The organism is Pseudomonas sp. DrBHI1 (assembly GCF_002205115.1).
Taxonomy (GTDB): domain Bacteria; phylum Pseudomonadota; class Gammaproteobacteria; order Pseudomonadales; family Pseudomonadaceae; genus Aquipseudomonas; species Aquipseudomonas mosselii.
In genome coordinates, this window is sequence record NZ_NIBE01000050.1 from 42,237 (window position 1) to 61,221 (window position 18,985).

Genomic DNA, 18,985 nt, shown 5'->3' on the forward strand with positions numbered 1-18,985 from the left:
AGGCCTGTCCTGCTCACGCAGGGCAGGCCTTTCTCTTTCGCCGTCAAACTCCGTTTCTGTAGATATCTGCTCACTTTTCCTACGCGACAAAGAGCATTCCTTCCCACAAAGTGATGGCATTGAGCCACATAAACGCCATCAACAGTCTTCTTAAAATTCCCGCAAATGATTACTCGATTTCGTACATCACTTGCGAGGTTCTCATGCAAAATCCTGCTCACAAAACCAGTCCCGACACTTTACGCTGGGCTGTCTTTCTCGCCCTGCTGGGCACCACCCAGGTCCAAGCGCAAGGCGCCCTGACCCCGGCGCCGGGCCCTGGCGGTACCCCGATCATCGACAATGGCCACGGCGTTCCGGTGATCGACATCGTCGCACCCAATGCCAGCGGCCTGTCGCACAATCAGTTCCTCGACTACAACGTCGGCAGGCAAGGTCTGGTGTTGAACAACGCCCTGCAGGCCGGGCAATCGCAACTGGCCGGCCAGCTCGGCGCCAACCCGCAGTTCCAAGGCCAGGCCGCCTCGACCATCCTCAACGAGGTCATCAGCCAGAACGCCTCGAAAATCGAAGGCGCGCAGGAAATCTTCGGGCAGAAAGCCGATTACCTGCTTGCCAATCCCAACGGCATCACGGTCAACGGTGGCAGCTTCATCAATACGACCCGCGCGGGCTTCGTGGTAGGTAATGCGCACGTCCAGGATGGGCAGGTCAAACATCTCGACAGCCGTGATGCCCGCGGCGCCCTCAATGTGCTGGGGCGTGGGCTGAGCAATGGCGAAGGCGCCTTGGCGCTTATCGCGCCACGTATCGATGCCAAAGGCTTGCTGTTGGCCAAGGACGACCTGAACCTCACCGTCGGACGTAATACTGTCGATGCCGAAAACCGCGCAGTGCTGCAGCATCTGCCAGGCGTATCCGGATCCATTGACGCCAGCCTGCTCGGCTCGATGCGCGCCGGTCAGATTCGCATCGTGAGCACTGCCGAGGGCGCGGGTGTGCAGATCGGTGGGATGAACCTGCACGCGGAACGTGGTGACCTGAGCATCCAGTCAGCCGGTAACCTGGTGGTGCAAGGCGACGAACTACTCCAGACCAACCTCACCAGCAGCAACGGCAAGCTGGCGCTGAGCGCTGCGCACGATTTGCAGTTCACTGCGGCCAATGGCAAGGGCCGGCAAGTCGAGCTCAACGCTGGGAAGAACCTGACGCTCGATACCATTACCCGCGAAACCTTGCAGAAGGACCCTGTCGACTGGGTGAAGAAGAGTTGGTTCGTCACCACCGAAAGCCGCAAGGGCCTTACCGAGACCACCGATCGCAAGATTGTGAGCAGTCGCCTTGTGGCGCAGGACGATCTGGACCTGCTGGCAGGTAATGACCTGACGCTGAGCGCCGCACAGCTTGAAGCAGGAAGCACCCTGAACCTGCGCAGTGGCAACAAGATGACGATCGGCGCCGGCCTGGAAAGCCGCGATACCAAGGAACAGCACAGCCACACCATTTACCTTGACCGCACAGACACTGACGGCACGTCGCACACAGAGCAGGTCAAAGCCAGCACGCTCAAGGGCAACAAACTCGTTGCGCATGCCGGCAGCGACATGCAGGTCAGTGGCTCACACCTCAATGCCAAGCACCACCTCCAGCTGGACAGCAAGGGCGACTTGACCATTGAAAGCGCCGAGGAAAACGACCAGGGTCATCGCATCACTGGTGTTCGCGACTTCGTTGCCAGCGCCAGGGAAACGGCAACGGATTCAGGCCAGTACTCCGCGAAAATCGGTTACGAGCATTTGCACAAGGATGAAAATACAGCCTTGACTCGCCAGGTGGCGAGTTCGGTCAGTGCCGGCACCGTTTCCTTGGCCAGTGCTCGCAAGCTGACGCTCAAGGGCTCCGAGGTTCAAGCGAATGCCGGCAGTCTCACCGCCAACGCCAACGACATCGAACTTGCAGCGGCCTACGATAACGAGAGCAGACACACCCTCGACACCACCCGCGGCGCGGCGCTGAGCGCCACCATCGGGACCGAGCGTGTCGGCGTGAGCATCGACGGCTACCAGGGTCCGACCGTCGAGCTCCAAAGTCAGTCCACCGTTCAACGCAGCACGCTGAAATCAAGCGGTGACATGAAGATCGATGCCGCAAAGCTGGTTACCTCTGCCGCCCAGGTGCAGGCGCAAGGATCGCTGGAAATAAATGCTGACACGATCGACAACCAGGCGGCAGCCGACACCACGGTACGCGAGACCCTCCTGAGCAAGTGGGATGGAGGCCTGGGTGTCAGTACCGACTATGCATACGTCACAGATCGCGCCAAGTACGCCTTCAACCATTTGCGCCAGTTGGCTACAGGCCAGAAAGCCGAATCGACGCTCAACGATTCGCAGAAGCCAAACCTGGAGGCAAAGCTGGCCCTGGAGCACCAGTCGCTCAAGCAGAGGGACACCACCAGCACGGCGCAGGTCAGCACATTCGAAGCAGGTCGAGTCATCGTTCAGGCCTATGACAGCATCAAGGACGAGGGCACCGACTACAACGCCAAGGCGGGTGATCTGCGGATCGTGGCGGGCGAACACCAGATGCTGGCCGCCAGTGATCGCACTACCCGTGAAACAAGCCGCGTCAACGCAGGCGGTAACCTGCGCGTGGACAGCAAGACCTTGACGGATGTCAACGGCACGCTTGAAGGGCATGGGGGCTCCGAGGCGAGCCTGGGAGAAACCACGCTCGCCCGCGTTGGCAGTCTGCAGGGCAAGCATGGGGTTCAGGTGGCGCTCACGGGTAACGGACACTACGAGGGTACCCGCATCGACGGCGGCGAGGGTGCGGTGCGCCTGGATAGCCAAGGTGACCTGACACTGGCGGCTGTTCATGACCGCACCGTGGAGAAAACCACGACACTGGACGCAGGCCTGGCGCTGAAGGCGGGTGTCAACCTGATCGGAGCCAATGGCGGGGCGCAGGGTACTCTCAAACACCACACGCACGAGGCTCAGAACAGCAAGGCGCGAGTCGCGCAAATCGACAGCAAGCATGAGGTTGGGCTCTCCAGCCATGGCGACCTGCGTCTGGAGGGAACGCGCATCGGTAGCGGCACCGTGGCCACCGGCGATATCACGCTGCACAGTGAGGGGCTGCTGACCGTGGCCGCAGCCAGCGATACCGAAACCAAGGTGGGCGGTACCTGGGGTGGCAAACTGGATGGCTCGGGGAGCGCTGTGGGTGGCGGTCTGGGCGCTGAAGGCACCTTTGCCCGGACCAGCCAGGAAAAGCGTACCGCCGTCGGCGCGACGTTCGACAGTAACGGGGCGGTGCAGCTCACAAGCCTGGCCAGCAATGATGCTGCCCTCAATGTGCAAGGGTTGCAGGCCAGTGCTCGGAAGATCGGCCTCGAGGCTCGCAATGGTGGCGTGTTGATCGAAGCCGCAGGCAACACCGAACAACACGACAACCTCGATATCACCCTCGGCGCCGGAGCCAAGCTTTCAGCAATAGGACTGGGAGGCGCGAACGCCCTGGTCCAGCTTGAACTGGACACGCGCAACAACACGACCTGGAGCGACAGCCGTCTGCGCGCCGACACAGTCGAGTTACAGAGTAAAGGCGATACCCGTATCGAAGGTGCCCAGGTCGAAGCCCATCATGTCGCAGGCGAAATCGGTGGCGATCTGCTGGTGGCAAGTCGCAAGAACCAGACTGACGCCAAGGCTCTCAATGCCGATATCAAAATGAACCAGAAAGACGCCGCAGACGCTTCCGGTGATGCCAAGCCATCACTGGCGGACGCCTTCGACAAAGGCGACATCGGCGAAATCGTCAGTGCGCTCTGGAGCACGGTCACCGACAAGGTCACGCCGGCAATCAAGGGAGGCCTCTCCAGGAAGCTTGACGATACCGTCACACAACAGACCACCCTCTCCGGCACACAGGGCATCGACCTGGGCGTCGGGGGCACAACCCATCTTGTCGGCGCCAAAGTACAGGCCAGCGATGGCAAGGTCGACGTCGGGAGCAGCATTACCCGACAGAACCTCAGCGGCCGCGACTATCAGGAGGATACCAAGGTCAACGTAGACCTGACGCCAGGGGGCCTGACAAAGAGTGCGGTCGGTTTCTTAACCAGCCTGTTCCATGGCAAGGGTGAAGGCAACAGCAACAACAAGCCGTACGAAAGCAGTGGCCACGACACCACCACCGAGTACGTCTCGCAAATTGAGCAGGGCCGCAAGCGCTGAGGCGCGAACACCTGGCAAGCAGCGGCCCACAGGCCGCTGCACCTCCCCATCCAACCCTGAATCGCCGAGCTGGCGAGGACCGGTATCGGACCCAGACCCATGAACACCCGCACTTTCAGCCGCGTCTCATACCGAGCCGCGAGCATTCTGCTCGCCAGTATCTTCCTGGCCTGCCCATCGGCGGTAGTAGCGGCTCCACGCTGGATCGATCCGGCCGGCCAGGACCTACGCGACCAACAGCAGTCACTGCGAAAACTGGAACAGGACCGACGACTCGAACGCTGGGAACATTCACGGCCCATCGACAGAGCACACCGAAGCGAAACACCGTCCACCGAACAGGGTCAACGCTGCTGGGCAGTGAGTGGCGTGCGACTGGCGGGCAACCGAACACTTCGGTCCCAGCACCTTGAACCCACCGTACGCGCCTTGTCGTCCTCATGCATGGGCGCAGCAGAAATCGACCGATTGCTCAAGGCAATCACCCAGCAGTACGTGCAGGCCGGCTATCCCACCAGCCGCCCCTACGTTGCACGCCCCCCTGAACATGGCGCCCCACTGGATATCGTGATTGTCGAGGGCTTCATAGAATCGATCGAAATCACTGACCAGGGCCTGCCCCTGTCACTGGGCAACGCGTTTCCAGGCACACTCGGCCGCCCCCTGCATTTGCCGGATCTTGAGCAAGGCCTCGACCAACTTAATCGTCTGCGCGCCTACGACCTGGAAATGGCCCTGCTGCCTGGGGAGTTGCAAGGGGGGACCCGCGTCGTGATCGAACCTCGGCAGGTCTGCTCACGCGTGCACCTGGACGCCAGCATCGACAACCGTGGCGGTGAAACGACCGGCCGCCATCGCCTGAACCTGGGCCTGGGCCTGGACAGCCCGCTGGGTTTGAACGACGACCTGCGCCTGTCGTTCAACCGGACCGTTTTCGAAGCACCAGGACAAACCGAAGGCTTGAGCCTCCATTACAGCCTGCCTCACGGTCCCTGGACCTTCAGCCTCAACGCCAGCCAGATGCGCTACAGTGCCCCGGTGCCCCGGACCCGCTACAGCAGCAATGGCGAGAACGAGTTTTTCGGCCTTGGCGCGGAGCGTGTGCTCTGGCGCAATCGCCAAGGCATGCTCAGCGCCAGCACCCGCGTGGACCGCAAGGCATTGACCAACCGCTTTGGCCCGGTGGTACTGGCGCTGCAGAGCCCGACCCTGAGTACCGTCGATGCCGGCCTCAATCTGCTGTGGCTGGAGAGCGGGCTATGGAACCTGTACCTGGGCGTGAGCAAGGGCGTGGACTGGTTCGGCGCCGACCAGCCCCACCACAACAAGCGTGCGCCCCGTCCGGACTTCACAAAGTACCGCGCCAACCTCCTGCACCTGCGCCAAGGCCCTGCCGAGCACCCATGGCGTTGGCAGAGTGAACTGGCCCTGCAATTCAGCACCGATGTCCTGCCCGCGATCGAACAGCAGCAGCTCAGCGATCACTCGGCCGTGCGCGGTTTTCGTCAGCACAACGTGACCGGCGCCAGTGCCGCCGTCTGGCGCAACACCCTTAGTCAGCCGCTGCCCTCGGGTTGGACCTGGCCTGTGCAAGCACGCCCATCGATAGGCCTTGACCATGGCTGGGCCCGCTATATGCGCGAGAGTCCCTCCCAGCGCCTGACCGGTGCCTCGGTGGGTATTGAGCTGAGCGTCCCACGCAGCAGCCTGCGCCTGGACTACCAGCGCGCCCTGCATGCCAGCGATCGACGGCGCAAGGCGTTGGAACACGGTTTCTGGGTAGCCCAGTGGTCCCTGAGCATTTGAGCTACCAGCTCAGCCCACGCTGTCCAATAGTGTCTACCGGCCCCAGCCATTGCAGGCCGCGCAGCACCGGGGTCAGGCCGGCATCGGCCGACATTGCGAAATCGAGCTGCGCCCGCCGTGCCACCAGGTCGGCCTCCAGGCCGAGCTGGTGTTGGCCTTGGCGAACCAGCCCCGCGACCAGCCGCCAGCCCTGGCGACAGTCCATTTCCAGCGTCCCCTCCCCCAATCCCAGGGACCACGGGGCGCTCAAAGCCAGGTCGACCACCGTGATCCGCCCTTCGGCGGCCAGGCAACGCTGCCCCGAGCCTTGCAGGCTGATACCCCCTTGCCACTGCCCGGTCAGGCGGTATCCCAGGGCCGCGCTGGGCTGCGCGCCCACTGCCTGCAGCCCGGCCTGCCAACGCCACGGCCAGCCGCTCAGGCGCCCTTGCCAACCCTGACCTTGAAAAACCAACCGAACCTGCAGATCGCGCTGCCATGCTCGCCACGTCCATTGCACCGGTCCTGCCGCACCCAGCCGCTCGGCCTGCCCTTGCCACAGGCTGCCGCTCACGCCCTCGGCCGGTAGCCCGAACCCGGCGACCAACCAACGCGCTGGCAGCTCCACCAACAGCGTCAGGCAGAACACCAGGGCCATCCACAGGCCAGCCCGCCGCTTCATGGCCGCAGCCGCACGGTAAAGCGCAGCCCCTCGGTGTCCCGCTCCAATCCCCACTGCAAAGGCCGCGCGCCATCATCGCGCAGGGCCTGCAACCAGCCTTGCAGCGCCTGGGCATCGGCCACCTTGCCACGCGCCAGCCAGCCTTCGTCCTCGGGCTGCACCTCGGCGAGCTCGATGTGTCGCGCCTGGGCCGACTGGTGCAGCCCTTCCAGGGTCAATGCGGGTTGCTGCGCTTGCGCCGTCAACGATTCGGCCAGCGCCCGCCACTGCGCCTGCTCACGCCAATAGGCGATGCCCTCGCGCAGCGCCAGCAGCGCAACCAACAGCGCGACGACTCCCCAGGCCAGCGATAGCCGATGCTGCTGCAACCATTCACGGTTCATGCTGCGCTCCCCAAGTCGAACACCACGCGGCGTGCCTCGTCTTCCACCTGGACGTGCACGCCAATCGCCGTGGCCATGTCCTGCCAGGGCGCGCCTGTGCCCTCGCCTTCCAGCTCCAGGTGCCAGCGCTGGCCGTCGTACCGCACCGCCCGCACCTGCCAGCCAGGGTGATCGTTCAACCAGGCATGGACCTGCGCCTGCACCGCGTCGAGCAGACGCAGGCGCACCTGGCTTTCACCGGCGTCGTCCCGCGGGCGCTTGAGCGCCAGCGCCGCCTGGCGTGGTGTCGCCTGGGGACCGGTCACCGCCAGCACCTGGGCGCGATAGACCTGGGCCTGTCGCCACTGTTGCGCACACCAGAGTCCGCCCCACGCCAGGGCTAGCGCCAGGCAGGCGACGGCCAGGCGCGATTGCCCGCCCTGCAAGCGCGGGCGTGAGCGGGCCTGTCGCGCCTCGAACACCCCCGACAGGCCATCGAGCGGCGCCAGCACTTCTGGCCATGGGCCCTCGATGCAGTCAGCGTCGTCGGCCAGCCAATCCAACGTTGGCGGCAAACCGAGCATTTGTGGCCAGGCCAACCAACGTGCCTGTGCCTTGTACAGGCTCACCGTCCCTCGCCGCCAATGCCAACCCGACGCGCCCACGCTGTCGGGCAGCAGCTGGAACTCAGCCCAGCAACGCTCAACCGGCAGCGCCCAGGCGGAGCACTGCGCACGCCATTCATCCAGCCTCGCCCGCGCCACCACCAGCAATTGCACCTGCCCCGCGTGACGCCCGATACAGGCACACAGCACATCATCGGCGCCTTGCAGCAAGCGGTCCTCGACCAGCAACGGCCACTCTTCGCGCTTGAGCCCGGGCGGCGCGGCCAGCTGGAAGTGGCTGCACTGCTCGCCGGGAACGATCAGGGCGACGCGCGCCTCGAGCCCTGGCGGTGGCTCCCCCAGTCCCTCGCGTACCGGACGGCCCTGGATCACCAGCAGCCACTCCCAGACCTCGCCAGGACGCAGCAACAGCCAGGGTTGTGCCGGCGCCCGGCGGCGCCATTCAAGCTTCATGAGCGCCCCCAGGGCAGAACGAAGGTGCAGGTAGACGGTGCTCCATCACGCACTAGCTCCACGCGCACACCCCGTCCGGGGTGCGCCGGTTGTTCGGAAGGCCAGGCCAGCCAGCGGCCGGACTGGTGGTAGAGGATGTTCATCGCGCTGACCCGCTCCAACCGCTCGCGCATCACCCATTGCGGGGCTGCGGCGGCGTAGAGTTCGGCCGAGGTTTCCAGCAGCAGGCGCTGTTCGCGAGGCTCGAAACGCAAACGCTGGCGTTGCAGGCGCGAGCCGCCCTCGGCCTGGGGCCAGGCAGCGGCGGCCACCCACAGCAGTTGCTGGCGGTCGGGTTGCCAGTCGAGCCAGCGCGGCGCCAGCGGCAGGCGCTGTTCATACAGGCGGCGCAGCACCGGGCTATCGAAACGCCGCTCCAGGGCCAGGCAGAAATCCAGCACGCCGGTTTCGCGCACCTGTTCGTCAAGCCGCTCGCGCACCTTCAGCCAACCGTTGACCAGCGCCGACAGCAACACCCCGAGCAAGGCAGTGAGGGCCAGGGCCACCAGCAGTTCGATCAGGGTCATGCCCGCCTGGCGCCGCTTCATGGCCGCTCCAGGAACACGGTGTACTGCCCCAGCGGCAGGCGCTGGTCGCGGTCGGCATGCAGCAACAGTTCGCCACGACGCAGGTCGCGCACCCCGGTACGACGCAACTGCAGTTGCCAATGGCAGGCCTGCCCGCCCTCGACCAGCACGCCGCTGTCCTGGTTGGCCGCCGGCCAGTACTGCTCGACCGCGAAACGCGCCTGCAGCTCGCGGGCGCACAGCAGGCCCAGGCGATGCTGCTGTATGGTATCCTGCACGGCCAGGCGCTGGCGCAGGACCTGGCTGGTGATCACCGCCAGGACCGCGGCGATGCCCAGGGCCACGCTCACTTCGAGCAAGGTGAAGCCCCGTTGCCCGCGTTTCATGGCATCACGCTCACGCGCAACTGGCCGCTGCGGTCCCAGTCCCAACGCCGGCCGCCCTCGGCCCAGCGCCAGCGCACAGTGCCCGGGCGGGCCCAGCCATCGGGGGTGAACAGCAGCACGGGCGTCTGGCTGGCTGGCCAGTCCGGGCGCAGGCCCTTGGGCCAATCGCCCAATGCAACGGCTTCCACCTGCCATTGATCACCTTGACGGCGCACGAACTCAGGCCGCTGACCGTTCCAGCGTATCCCCCGCAGTTGCCCGGCATGGCGCGCCAGGTCGGCCTGGGCCACGGTGGCGGCGGCCAGGCGGTCGAGGGCCTGGTCGACGCTGCTCCTGCCGCTGTCGAGCCAGGCCACCGCCAGGCTGGTCATCAGCGCGGCGATGGCCAGCACCACCAGCAGCTCGAGCAGGCTGAAGCCACACTGGTGGATCGGGGTAGCGTGGGAGCGGGCAGACATTTCAGAGCGCCCAGTTGCCCAGATCGGCATCGAGCCCTTCGCCGCCCGGCACACCATCGGCGCCCAGCGAATAGACATCGACCCGGCCATGCTCGCCGGGCATGCGGTACTGGTACGGCGTACCCCACGGATCCTCTGGCAGTCGACGGATATAGCCATCGCTGCGCCAACTGCGCGGCAGCGGTTCCTGGGTCGGTTTCTTCGCCAGCGCCGCCAGGCCCTGTTCGTTGCTGGGGAAGCGCAGGTTGTCCAGGCGGTACATGTCCAGCGCCTGCTCCAGGGTCGCAAGGTCGGCCATGACCTTCTGCTTCATGGCCTTGTCCTGGTTGCCCAGCACGCTGGGCGCGACCACGGCGATCAACAGGCCGATGATGAAGATCACCACCATGATCTCCATCAGCGTGAAGCCACCCTGGCGGTTGCGTCGTTGTTGCATGAGAAGTCTCCTTGTCACAGTTGCAATCCCTGGTTGAGCTGCATGATTGGCAGCAGCACCGCCAGCACGATGAACAGCACCACCGCGCCCATCACCAGGATCATCAGCGGTTCGAACAGCGCCATGGCGGTGTCCACCTGGCGGGCGAAGCCGCGCTCCTGGTCATCGGCCACGCGTTCGAGCATGTCGGCCAGGGTGCCGCTGGCCTCGCCGCTGCCGACCATGTTCACCAGCAGCGGCGGAAACTGGCCGGCGCCGTCCAGCGCCCGGTGCAGGCTGGTGCCGCCCTGCACCTGCTGGCGTACCTGCGCCATGGCGGCATGGATACGCAGGTTGCCGACCGTCTCGGTGGCCACCTGCAGGGCTTCGAGCAGGGCCACGCCACTGCCGCAGAGAATCGCCAGGCTGCGCGCCAGGCGCGCGCTCTCCAGCACCTGCAGCAGCGCCCCGACACGCGGCAGGCGCAGCAGCAGGTCGTCGCGACGCAGGCGCCAGTGCGGCTTGCGCAGCAGCCAGCCACCGGCCACTGCCAGCCCGATCGCCAGCGCCAGCAAGTACGGCCCGGCCTGGACCAGCCCCTGGCTGATGCCGATCAGCAGCGAGGTAATCAGCGGCAGGTTCTGCCCGGAATGGGCGAACTGCTCGGTGAGCTTGGGCACCACGAAGGTCATCAAGCCAATCACCACCGCCAGCGACACGCCCATCAGCACCGCCGGGTAGATCAGCGCGGTACGGGCCTTGTGGCGCTGGCGCTGCACCTGCTCCAGGTGATCAGCCAGGCGCGCCAGCACCTGGCCCAGGCGCCCGGAGCGCTCGCCGGCCTCGACCAGCGCGCAGTACAGCCCGGTGAACGGTGCCCCTTGGCGTGCCAGGCTACGGGCCAGCCCCAGGCCTTCAGCGAGTGAACCACGCAGGGTCACCAGCACCGCATGCAGGGCTGGTTGGCGCAGTTGCCGCTCCAGCGTCGCAAGGGCATCGACCAGTGGGATGCCGGCACCGATCAGGGTCGCCAACTGGCGGGTCAGCTCGCACAGCTGGGCGCGGGTCAGGCGCTGGCGACGGGGCTGCGCGCTATCGTTGCGCTGCAACTGCCGGGCGAACAGGCCCTGCTCGCGCAGCAACTGGCGCGCATGCCGCTCGCTGTCGGCCTGCACGCTGGCCTTGTGCGCCTTACCGTTCATGTCCACGGCCTGATAGCGATAGGTCGGCATGCTCAGCCCTGCACCACGCGCAGCACTTCGGCCAGGCTGGTCTCGCCACGGGCCAGGCAATCGCTAGCCATGGCCACCAGGCTCTGCCGGCGGCCATCCAGGTAGGCCTGCATGGCCAGCTCGCTTTCGCCGTCGTAGAGCATCGCGACCAGCCCGGCATCCAGCTCGATGAATTCGTACAGCCCCAACCGGCCGACATAGCCGCTGTCCTGGCAATGCTCACAGCCGACCGGGTGATAGCTCTCGCGCAGGCTGCCCAGTTCCGGCCACAGCTCGCGCTCGGCGCTTTGCAATGGCCGAGCCACCGCGCAGCTGCACAGCCGCCGCACCAGGCGCTGGGCCAGCACGCCGCGCAGGCACGAGGCGATCAGAAACGGCTCGATGCCCATGTCACGCAGGCGGGTCACCGCGCCGAGGGCGCTGTTGGTGTGCAGGGTCGACAGCACCAGGTGCCCGGTGAGGCTGGCCTGTACGGCGATCTGCGCGGTTTCCTGGTCGCGGATCTCGCCGAGCATGATCACGTCCGGGTCCTGGCGCAGGATTGCGCGCAGGCCACTGGCAAAGGTCAGCCCGGCGCGGGGGTTGATGGCGGTCTGGCCGATGCCGGCGATGGCGTACTCGACCGGATCCTCGACGGTGAGAATGTTGCGGCTGCCGTCGTTCAGGCTGTTGAGGCTGGCGTACAGCGTGGTGGTCTTGCCCGAGCCGGTGGGGCCGGTGGACAGCACGATGCCGTTGGGCCGCGCCAGGCAGCCGCGCAGGCCGCGCAGCACGGCGGCGGGCATGCCCAGGTTGTCCAGCGCCAGCAGGCTGGCCTGCTTGTCGAGCACCCGCATCACCACCCGCTCGCCATGGATGCCGGGCAGGGTCGAGACCCGCACATCCACCTCGCGCCCGGCGGCGCGCAGGGTGATGCGGCCGTCCTGGGGCTGGCGCTTCTCGGCGATATCAAGCCGGGCCATGACCTTGATCCGCGACACCAGCATCGCCGACAGCGCCCGCGGCGGGCGCAGCACCTCGCGCAGGTGGCCGTCGACGCGCAGGCGCACCACCAGGCTCTGCTCGAAGGTCTCGATATGGATATCCGAGGCACGCAGGCGCAAGGCCTGGCCAAACAGGCCGTTGATCAGGCGGATCACCGGGGCTTCGTCGTCGCTTTCCAGCAAGTCCTCGATGCGCGGCATCTCGCTCATCAAGCTGTCCAGGTCGACCTGCTCGCCGATGCCTTCGATCAAGGCCTCGTTCGCCGCCTCGCCGGCCTGGTAGAGCTGGCCGAGGCGCTCGTCGAACTGCGCGCCGTCAAGGCGCTCCAGGCTGACCGGCAGACCATGCACGCGCAACAGCTCCTGCAACTGGTCGCTGTCGGCATTGCTGCGCAACCACAACTGCCAGCCGCCTTCGGTCGGTGCCATGGCCACGCCGCTCTGGCGCGCCAGGCGATAAGGCAGCATCACCAGTCACCGCCTTCGAGGCGCGCCCGGCTGGAGGGGAACACCTGCAGCAACGGCAGGCCCTCGGCCAGGGACGGCAGCTTGAGCGGCGTGTTCTGTTGCAGGCTCTGGTACTTCTGCTGGCTCAGGCCGGCCAGGCTCTCGCCGTCACGCAGGATGCGCGGGCGGATGAACACCATCAGGTTCTGCTTGGTGTTCTTGCTGGCGTCGGAGCGGAACAGCCGGCCCAGGTAGGGAATGTCGCCGAGCAGCGGCACGCGCTGGTTGCTGGTGGCAAGCTCGTCGCTGATCAGCCCGCCGAGGATCACCAGGCCGTTGTCCTCGACCATCACCTTGGTCTTGATCTCGCGCTTGTTGGTGATCACATCGCTGGCGGCGCTGGAGTCGGCGATCGACGACACCTCCTGGACGATGTCCAGGCGCACGCTGTTGTCGACATTGACCTGCGGCTTGATGCGCAGCTTCACCCCCACTTCCTTGCGCTCGATGGTCTGGTAGGGGTTGGCATTGTTCTGGGTGACGGAGCCGGTGACGAACGGCACCTCCTGGCCGACCAGGATCGACGCTTCGGCGTTGTCCAGGGTCAGCAGGGTCGGCGTGGACAGCAGGTTGAAGCCGCTCTTGCCCTTGAGCGCGTTGACCAGCATGGCGAAGTTGAAACCGCCGCCGATATGGCCGATGCCGGCGGTGGCGCCGGTGGTGGCCGACAGCAGCTTGCCGAGTTTTTCGTTGTCGCCGCTGCTGGCGGCACCGGCGATGCTGGCGATGTTCACCCCGTTGCCGCCGAAGTTGACGATGCCGGCGCCGAACTTCTCGTCGGCGAACAGCCACTGCACGCCGAGTTCCTGGGCGCTGCTGTCGGACACCTCGGCGATGATCGCCTCGACCACCACCTGCGCCCGACGGATGTCCAACTGCTCGACGATGCTGCGGAAGGCAGCCAGCTCGCTGTCCGGGCCGACCATCACCACGGCGTTGGTGCCCTCCTCGTACTCCAGGCGGATCCCCGAATCGCTGGTCGCCGGCACCGGCGCTGCGTCCTTGCCCTCGCCTTCGGCGGCTGGCACCGCGCCGGCCTGGCTCAGGCCGCGCAGCACCTTGACCACCTCGGCGGCGTTGGCGTGGCGCAGGTACATGACCTGGGTATTGCTGCTGCGCAGGTTGTCGCCGGGCCGGTCGAGCTGGGCCAGCAAGGCCCGCACACGCTCGCGGCTGTCGGCGCTGCCGCGTACCAGCAAGGCATTGCTGCGCGGGTCGGCGACCACCTGGGCGGCATCGCTGCCCTGCTCGCGGGCCAGCAGGCGGGTCACCAGGCCCGCGGTGTCGGCGGCGCTGGCGTGCTTGAGCGGGATGACCTGCAACGGCTCGTCGCTGACCTGGTCGAGCTGGCGCAGCAGGCTGTCGATACGCTCCAGGTTGCTGCGCCAGTCGGTGACCACCAGCAGGTTGGCGGCCGGGTACGGGGTGATCACGCCGACCCGTGGGTCGATCAGTGGCTTGAGGATGCCGAGCATCTGCTCGCTGGCGGCGTTGCGCACATTGAACACGCGGGTGGCCACGCCATCGCTGCCCTCGGATTTCTTGCCGGCGCTTTCCACCGGCACCGGCTCCAGGCGCGCGGCCTGGTCAGGCACGATCTTCACGCTGCCATTGGGCAGGTCCACGGCGGCGAAGCCCTGAGCCCGCAGCTGGGCCAGGAAGATATCGTAGATGGCGTCGGCGTCATGCCGATCGACCGTGCGCACGGTGACCTTGCCCTGCACCCGCGGGTCGACGATGAAGGTGGTGCCGGTGATGCGCGACACGCTGTCGATGAACTCACTCAGCTCGGTGTCGACGAAATTGACCTCGTACAGCGGCGTGCCGTCGTCGGCGAACACTTCCGGTTCTTCGGCCCGGGCCAGGGACATGCCGAGCATCAGCAGCCCGGCCAGACAGTACCTTGCGATCATCATTCATCCTTGGCGCTTGAAGCCGGTCACGGCGGGGCGTGGCGGCCAGGGCAGGCGCTCGCGCCGCCCGTTGTTGTCGAAGATCAGGCCATCGGCGTCGATGTCCTGCAGCACGATGCCCGGCGCCAGGCGCTGGCCACGGCCAAGGGTGCGCACCTGCTGGCCGTGGCGCAGCACCACCACGCTGGCCGACAGCGGCTGGGCCTTGAGCCCGCCCAGGTAGGCCAGGGGCAGGCGGGTGATGGGGATACTTCCGTCATCGACGGGAGCCTGCCAGTGCTCCACCAACAGGCCCGGCAGCGCGACGTCCGTCTGAACGGGCGCAGTGGCCGGCAGCGGCTGGCGGCTGAGCAGCAGCACACATTGCGCCGCCAGCCAGCCGGCCAGGGTCAGCAAGGCGAAGGTGACCAGGCGCGAGGTCACGCCGCCACCTGGTGCGGGTGCCAGCCCGGATGGCCCTGGACGTAGCGCACCGCCGGCAATTGCAGGGTTGCCAACGCCCAGCCCGGCGTCTGCTGGGTCAGCCAGGCTTCCAGGGTCTGCCACAGCGGTACGCCGGCCTGGGCGTCGAAGTGCAGGCCGAAGGTGCGGCACAGGCCCTCCACCGGCTGCAGGCCGATGATGCGCTTGCCGTTGGGGCTGTAGCTCACCTCCCAGTCCTGGCTCTGCCAGCGCGGCAGGTCCTGGCTGTTGTCCAGCAGCAACGGGTCGCCGAACAGTTGCTCAGCGGCGTTCTCCAACACCTGTTCGACCTGGCGCGCCGGGGCTTCGACCACTGGCGCGGGGTAGCCACCGGTGAGGCTGATCAGGTGTTCACGGGTGATCGGCTCACCCGCCCGCAGCGGGAAGTCGTAACGCAGACCGGGCAGCAGCACCGGCATGCTCGAATCGTCGGCTAATGCCTGGTGCAGCAGACGGTCCCAGCTGCCGCCACGGGTATCGCGGCGCCACAACGCCTCGGGGGCGCGGGCCAGGGGCTGGTCGAGCCAGGCGGCGTGGCCGCTGCGCTGGCGTTGCAGTTCGCCGCGTAGCTGGCTGGCTCGGGCCTGGGCTTGCGGTCCGAGGCTGTGCTCGAAGGCCGGAAAAAAACGCGTCTCGAACTGCCACTGGCCACCGTTATGGCGGCAACGCAGGCGAAACGCGCCACTGGCCCGGCAGCCCGCGAACAATACCGGCACCCGCCGGCCACTGGCCTGGCTCGCCATTACCGGCGCGGGCCACAGGTCCTGGCCACGGGCGCACAGCAGCACATCCACTTCCGGCACCCGCTCGGCCAGCCACAGACCGGGGCCGGTACCGACATCCGCCAGCGCCACCACCAGGTCGGCCTCGCGCCGGGCCTGCTGGAAGCTCGGTTGAAGGGACTGGTACCACTGTTTCAGGGAGGCTTTCTGGTCCTGGGCGTAAGGGTCGGTAACCCCCACAACCGCAATGCGCACACCTGCGCGCTGGAACACCTTGACGCCTTCAATGCCCAGCGCCTTGGCCTGGGTGTCGGCCAGTCCGGCGCCGAGGGTGATAGAAGAAGACTGGCGATAGAGCCCGGCGCTGCGCTGTGGCCACAGCACCCGCTCATCGCTGCTGACCCGCGCCTCGCTGCCCAGCAACTGGCTGCCCTGCACGCCGCTTTCGCCCTGGGTGAGGTAGGCCAGGCCACTGCCGTTCCAGCACTGGCCGTTCTCCAAGGTCAGGCAGTGCTCACTGCCAGCTTCGGCGCGCAATTGTTCGAGCAACGCTGCCAGCACCGCGTAACCACCCGTACGGGCTTGTCCGACCAGGCGGGCATCGAGCAATGGCGCCAGCTCCGGTTGCCCGGCACTGGCGTTGGGCCCGCTCATCCAGGGTGCACGACCCAGATGGCTGACCGGTCCCAGGCGCGTGGCCGGCACCACGGCCTGGCCCGACTGACGGGCATCGAGGGTATCGGCCACATACAGCAGGTCCAGCGCCCGGTCGCTGCCGCCACGCGGCCCCGGCAGCGTGGAACAGGCACCGAGCAGCGGCGCCAGCGCACCGACGCCCAGCCACCCGATCACCTCGCGCCTGCCCATACTGCTTGCCATCGACTCCGCCATCCCTGTTCACGTTGGGCCCCGGATATTGCGGCGTTGGCGTGACAGTTTGATGGCAGAAATCCGCTGTTAATTCCAAAACAGCCTGGACTAGGCCTTTAGTAATAGCAGCGCGTTTTAAACGCCCTTTAACATTTCTGCCAATCAATCGACATACTTGCCGTCTAGAGTCGCGGTCTCCTTCAACTCAGCCAAAAAAGGACACCCTGATGAGTCGAGATACCGGCGATAACCTGGACCGGAACCTGAGCGGCAACCTGCCGATGGCCAGTGTCATGGACACCTACCTGAGCCGTCGCGCCGTGGTGCGCGGCAGCCTCGGCGCCGCCATCGCCATGATCGCCGGCACCGGCCTGACCGGTTGCTTCGACAGTGGCGGCGGCTCCGACAACGACGATCCGGCGCCCCAGCCGGAGAAACCGAAACTCAAGCTGGGCTTCAATTCCATTCCAGGCTCGCGCACCGATGCCTGCGTGGTCGCCGCCGGCTACAGCGCCTATGTGCTGGCGCCCTGGGGCACACCGCTGAACGCCACCGCCAACCCCTGGAAGGCCGATGGCAGCAACACTTCCACCGACCAGGCCAACGCCATGGGCATGCACCACGACGGCATGCACTTCTTCCCCATCAACGGCAGCTCCAGCGATGGCCTGCTGGCGATCAACTTCGAGTACATCGACACCGCCGCCCTGCACCCGGCCGGCCCCACCACCGTCGCCGGCAAGCGCCCGGTCGAGGAGGTGCGCAAGGAGATCAACGCCCACGGCGCGGGCGTGGTGCGCATCAGCAAGGTTGCCGGGCGCTGGCAGGTGGTCGATAACGACCCGCTCAACCGCCGCTTCACCACCGTCTCGCTGATGGACATCGCAGGCCCGATGCGCGGCACCGATCACGTCAAGACCAAGTTCTCCCCCACCGGCACCCAGTGCCGCGGCACCAACAACAACTGCGGCAACGGCTATACCCCGTGGGGCACCTACCTGACCTGCGAGGAGAACTGGCCCGGCATCTTCGTCAACAAGGGCACCCGCCCGGCCAACCAGGTGCGCATCGGCGTCTCCAGCAGCAGCGGCCAGTACAAGTGGGAAACCGCGGCCGGTGACGCCAGTGAAGTGGCCGGCGAGTTCGCCCGCTTCGACATCACCCCCACCGGCGCCAGCGCCACCGATGACTTCCGCAACGAAGCCAGCACCTACGGCTACATCGTCGAGATCGACCCGTACACCAGCAACCCCCTGGCGGTAAAACGCACCGCCCTGGGCCGCTTCCGCCACGAAGGCTGCTGCCCGGGCCTGCCGGTGGCCGGCAAGCCGCTGGTCTGGTACACCGGCGACGACTCCAACAACGAGTACCTGTACAAGTTCGTCTCCGACGCCCTGTGGGACCCGGCCGATGCCAACCCGGCCGACCGTCTGGCCACCGGCGCCAAGTACCTGGACAAGGGCAAGCTCTACGTGGCCCGCTTCGACGCCAACGGCACCGGCGCCTGGCTGCTGCTCGACGTCGCCACCCCGACCACCGGTGGCAGCACCCTCGGCGCGTTGTTCACCGATTTGCCGGGCATCATCCTCAACACCCGTGGCGCTGCCGACGCCGTGGGCGCCACGCCCATGGACCGTCCGGAGTGGACCGCCGTCAACCCGCTCAACGGCGACGTCTACCTGACCCTGACCAACAACAGCGCGCGCACCGCCGCCAAGGTCGACGCGGCCAACCCGCGCGGCCCGAACCGCCACGGCCACATCATCCGCTGGCACGACAGCGACGATCACAAGACCTTCACCTGGGACATCTTCGTGTTCGGCGCCAATGCCGCCGGCGCCCCGGACATCAACCGCTCCGGCCTGACCGAACTGAACCAGTTCGCCAGCCCCGACGGCATGAGCTTCGATAGCCGCGGCGTGCTGTGGTTCGAGACCGACAACGGCGAGGCCACCCTGACCAGCTACACCAACGACCAGCTGCTGGCGGTGATCCCCACCGACCTGGTGGACGCCAACGGCAAGCAGATCCCGGTCAACGCCACCAACCAGGCGGCCCTGCGCCGCTTCTTCGTCGGGCCGAACGGTTGCGAGGTGACGGGCATCACCTTCACCCCGGACAACAAGACGATGTTCGTCAACATCCAGCACCCGGACAACTGGCCGACCACCGACAAGGCCACCGATGTCACGCCAACCGGCACCTCGGTGCGGCCAAGGGCTTCGACGGTGGTGATCCAGCGTAATGATGGTGGGGAGATCGGTACCCTCTGATCGATCGCCTTTCGACCCAATCGCGGGGCAAGTCGCATCGGCGCACCGC

Annotated in this window: 15 protein-coding genes; 3 read left to right on the top strand and 12 right to left on the bottom strand. The window is 66.4% G+C overall.

What is annotated here, in order from left to right:
• Positions 1–119 precede the first annotated feature (119 nt).
• Together CC207_RS09090 and CC207_RS09095 are read left to right on the top strand one after the other, a co-directional pair.
• Positions 120–4,241, top strand: a complete 4,122-nt coding sequence (locus CC207_RS09090) for a hemagglutinin repeat-containing protein (RefSeq protein WP_158216139.1) — start codon at positions 120–122, stop codon at positions 4,239–4,241.
• A gap of 99 nt (positions 4,242–4,340) precedes the next feature.
• On the top strand, positions 4,341–6,047 hold the full coding sequence (locus CC207_RS09095) for a ShlB/FhaC/HecB family hemolysin secretion/activation protein (RefSeq protein ID WP_083242048.1): 1,707 nt from the start codon (positions 4,341–4,343) through the stop codon (positions 6,045–6,047).
• Position 6,048: 1 nt separating this feature from the next.
• Here the strand turns inward: CC207_RS09095 and CC207_RS09100 are convergent, their stop codons facing one another.
• The 12 genes from CC207_RS09100 to CC207_RS09155 are packed head-to-tail and all read right to left on the bottom strand — an operon-like array spanning position 6,049 to position 16,672.
• Positions 6,049–6,708: a general secretion pathway protein GspN gene (locus tag CC207_RS09100; RefSeq protein WP_069016788.1), complete on the bottom strand. Its 660-nt coding sequence runs from the start codon at positions 6,706–6,708 to the stop codon at positions 6,049–6,051.
• Positions 6,705–7,091: a type II secretion system protein GspM gene (gspM, locus tag CC207_RS09105; RefSeq protein ID WP_062360486.1), complete on the bottom strand. Its 387-nt coding sequence runs from the start codon at positions 7,089–7,091 to the stop codon at positions 6,705–6,707. The genes CC207_RS09100 and gspM overlap by 4 nt, the downstream gene beginning before the upstream one ends.
• Positions 7,088–8,149: a GspL/Epsl periplasmic domain-containing protein gene (locus tag CC207_RS09110; protein WP_088851967.1), complete on the bottom strand. Its 1,062-nt coding sequence runs from the start codon at positions 8,147–8,149 to the stop codon at positions 7,088–7,090. The genes gspM and CC207_RS09110 overlap by 4 nt, the downstream gene beginning before the upstream one ends.
• Positions 8,146–8,736 (bottom strand): prepilin-type N-terminal cleavage/methylation domain-containing protein, encoded by a 591-nt coding sequence (locus CC207_RS09115; RefSeq protein WP_069016790.1) that lies wholly within the window; start codon positions 8,734–8,736, stop codon positions 8,146–8,148. Before CC207_RS09115 ends, CC207_RS09110 begins: the two co-directional genes overlap by 4 nt.
• The gene (locus CC207_RS09120) at positions 8,733–9,101 is read right to left on the bottom strand and encodes a type II secretion system protein (RefSeq protein WP_088851968.1); all 369 of its coding nucleotides are present in this window, start codon (positions 9,099–9,101) and stop codon (positions 8,733–8,735) included. Before CC207_RS09120 ends, CC207_RS09115 begins: the two co-directional genes overlap by 4 nt.
• Positions 9,098–9,559: a type II secretion system minor pseudopilin GspH gene (gene gspH, locus CC207_RS09125; RefSeq protein ID WP_088851969.1), complete on the bottom strand. Its 462-nt coding sequence runs from the start codon at positions 9,557–9,559 to the stop codon at positions 9,098–9,100. The genes CC207_RS09120 and gspH overlap by 4 nt, the downstream gene beginning before the upstream one ends.
• Before the next feature lies 1 nt (position 9,560).
• Positions 9,561–9,995 (bottom strand): type II secretion system major pseudopilin GspG, encoded by a 435-nt coding sequence (gene gspG, locus CC207_RS09130; protein ID WP_028691608.1) that lies wholly within the window; start codon positions 9,993–9,995, stop codon positions 9,561–9,563.
• 14 nt (positions 9,996–10,009) lie between these two features.
• Positions 10,010–11,206: a type II secretion system inner membrane protein GspF gene (gspF, locus tag CC207_RS09135; RefSeq protein ID WP_088851970.1), complete on the bottom strand. Its 1,197-nt coding sequence runs from the start codon at positions 11,204–11,206 to the stop codon at positions 10,010–10,012.
• A gap of 2 nt (positions 11,207–11,208) precedes the next feature.
• Positions 11,209–12,657, bottom strand: a complete 1,449-nt coding sequence (locus CC207_RS09140; protein ID WP_088851971.1) for a GspE/PulE family protein — start codon at positions 12,655–12,657, stop codon at positions 11,209–11,211.
• Positions 12,657–14,609 carry a type II secretion system secretin GspD gene (gene gspD, locus CC207_RS09145; RefSeq protein ID WP_036986285.1) on the bottom strand — a complete coding sequence of 651 codons (1,953 nt, stop codon included), beginning with the start codon at positions 14,607–14,609 and terminating at the stop codon, positions 12,657–12,659. Before gspD ends, CC207_RS09140 begins: the two co-directional genes overlap by 1 nt.
• A gap of 3 nt (positions 14,610–14,612) precedes the next feature.
• A complete protein-coding gene (locus CC207_RS09150; RefSeq protein ID WP_036986278.1) occupies positions 14,613–15,032 on the bottom strand; it encodes a pilus assembly protein PilZ in 420 nt (139 codons plus the stop codon).
• Positions 15,029–16,672 (bottom strand): lipoprotein UxpA, encoded by a 1,644-nt coding sequence (locus tag CC207_RS09155; RefSeq protein WP_088851991.1) that lies wholly within the window; start codon positions 16,670–16,672, stop codon positions 15,029–15,031. The genes CC207_RS09150 and CC207_RS09155 overlap by 4 nt, the downstream gene beginning before the upstream one ends.
• Positions 16,673–16,890: 218 nt before the next feature.
• Between CC207_RS09155 and CC207_RS09160 the strand changes: the two genes are divergently transcribed.
• Positions 16,891–18,936, top strand: a complete 2,046-nt coding sequence (locus CC207_RS09160; protein WP_088851972.1) for a PhoX family phosphatase — start codon at positions 16,891–16,893, stop codon at positions 18,934–18,936.
• Positions 18,937–18,985: the final 49 nt, after the last annotated feature.

What these genes read in the sequence shown, in the direction of transcription:
- gspG (WP_028691608.1), bottom strand. Translation starts at nt 9,995, where the DNA reads ATGCAACAACGACGCAACCGCCAGGGTGGCTTCACGCTGATGGAGATC.
- CC207_RS09120 (WP_088851968.1), bottom strand. Translation starts at nt 9,101, where the DNA reads ATGAAACGCGGGCAACGGGGCTTCACCTTGCTCGAAGTGAGCGTGGCC.
- gspD (WP_036986285.1), bottom strand. Translation starts at nt 14,609, where the DNA reads ATGATCGCAAGGTACTGTCTGGCCGGGCTGCTGATGCTCGGCATGTCC.
- CC207_RS09140 (WP_088851971.1), bottom strand. Translation starts at nt 12,657, where the DNA reads ATGCTGCCTTATCGCCTGGCGCGCCAGAGCGGCGTGGCCATGGCACCG.
- CC207_RS09100 (WP_069016788.1), bottom strand. Translation starts at nt 6,708, where the DNA reads ATGAAGCGGCGGGCTGGCCTGTGGATGGCCCTGGTGTTCTGCCTGACG.
- CC207_RS09155 (WP_088851991.1), bottom strand. Translation starts at nt 16,672, where the DNA reads ATGGCAAGCAGTATGGGCAGGCGCGAGGTGATCGGGTGGCTGGGCGTC.
- CC207_RS09115 (WP_069016790.1), bottom strand. Translation starts at nt 8,736, where the DNA reads ATGAAGCGGCGCCAGGCGGGCATGACCCTGATCGAACTGCTGGTGGCC.
- CC207_RS09110 (WP_088851967.1), bottom strand. Translation starts at nt 8,149, where the DNA reads ATGAAGCTTGAATGGCGCCGCCGGGCGCCGGCACAACCCTGGCTGTTG.
- gspH (WP_088851969.1), bottom strand. Translation starts at nt 9,559, where the DNA reads ATGTCTGCCCGCTCCCACGCTACCCCGATCCACCAGTGTGGCTTCAGC.
- gspM (WP_062360486.1), bottom strand. Translation starts at nt 7,091, where the DNA reads ATGAACCGTGAATGGTTGCAGCAGCATCGGCTATCGCTGGCCTGGGGA.
- CC207_RS09160 (WP_088851972.1), top strand. Translation starts at nt 16,891, where the DNA reads ATGAGTCGAGATACCGGCGATAACCTGGACCGGAACCTGAGCGGCAAC.
- CC207_RS09095 (WP_083242048.1), top strand. Translation starts at nt 4,341, where the DNA reads ATGAACACCCGCACTTTCAGCCGCGTCTCATACCGAGCCGCGAGCATT.
- gspF (WP_088851970.1), bottom strand. Translation starts at nt 11,206, where the DNA reads ATGCCGACCTATCGCTATCAGGCCGTGGACATGAACGGTAAGGCGCAC.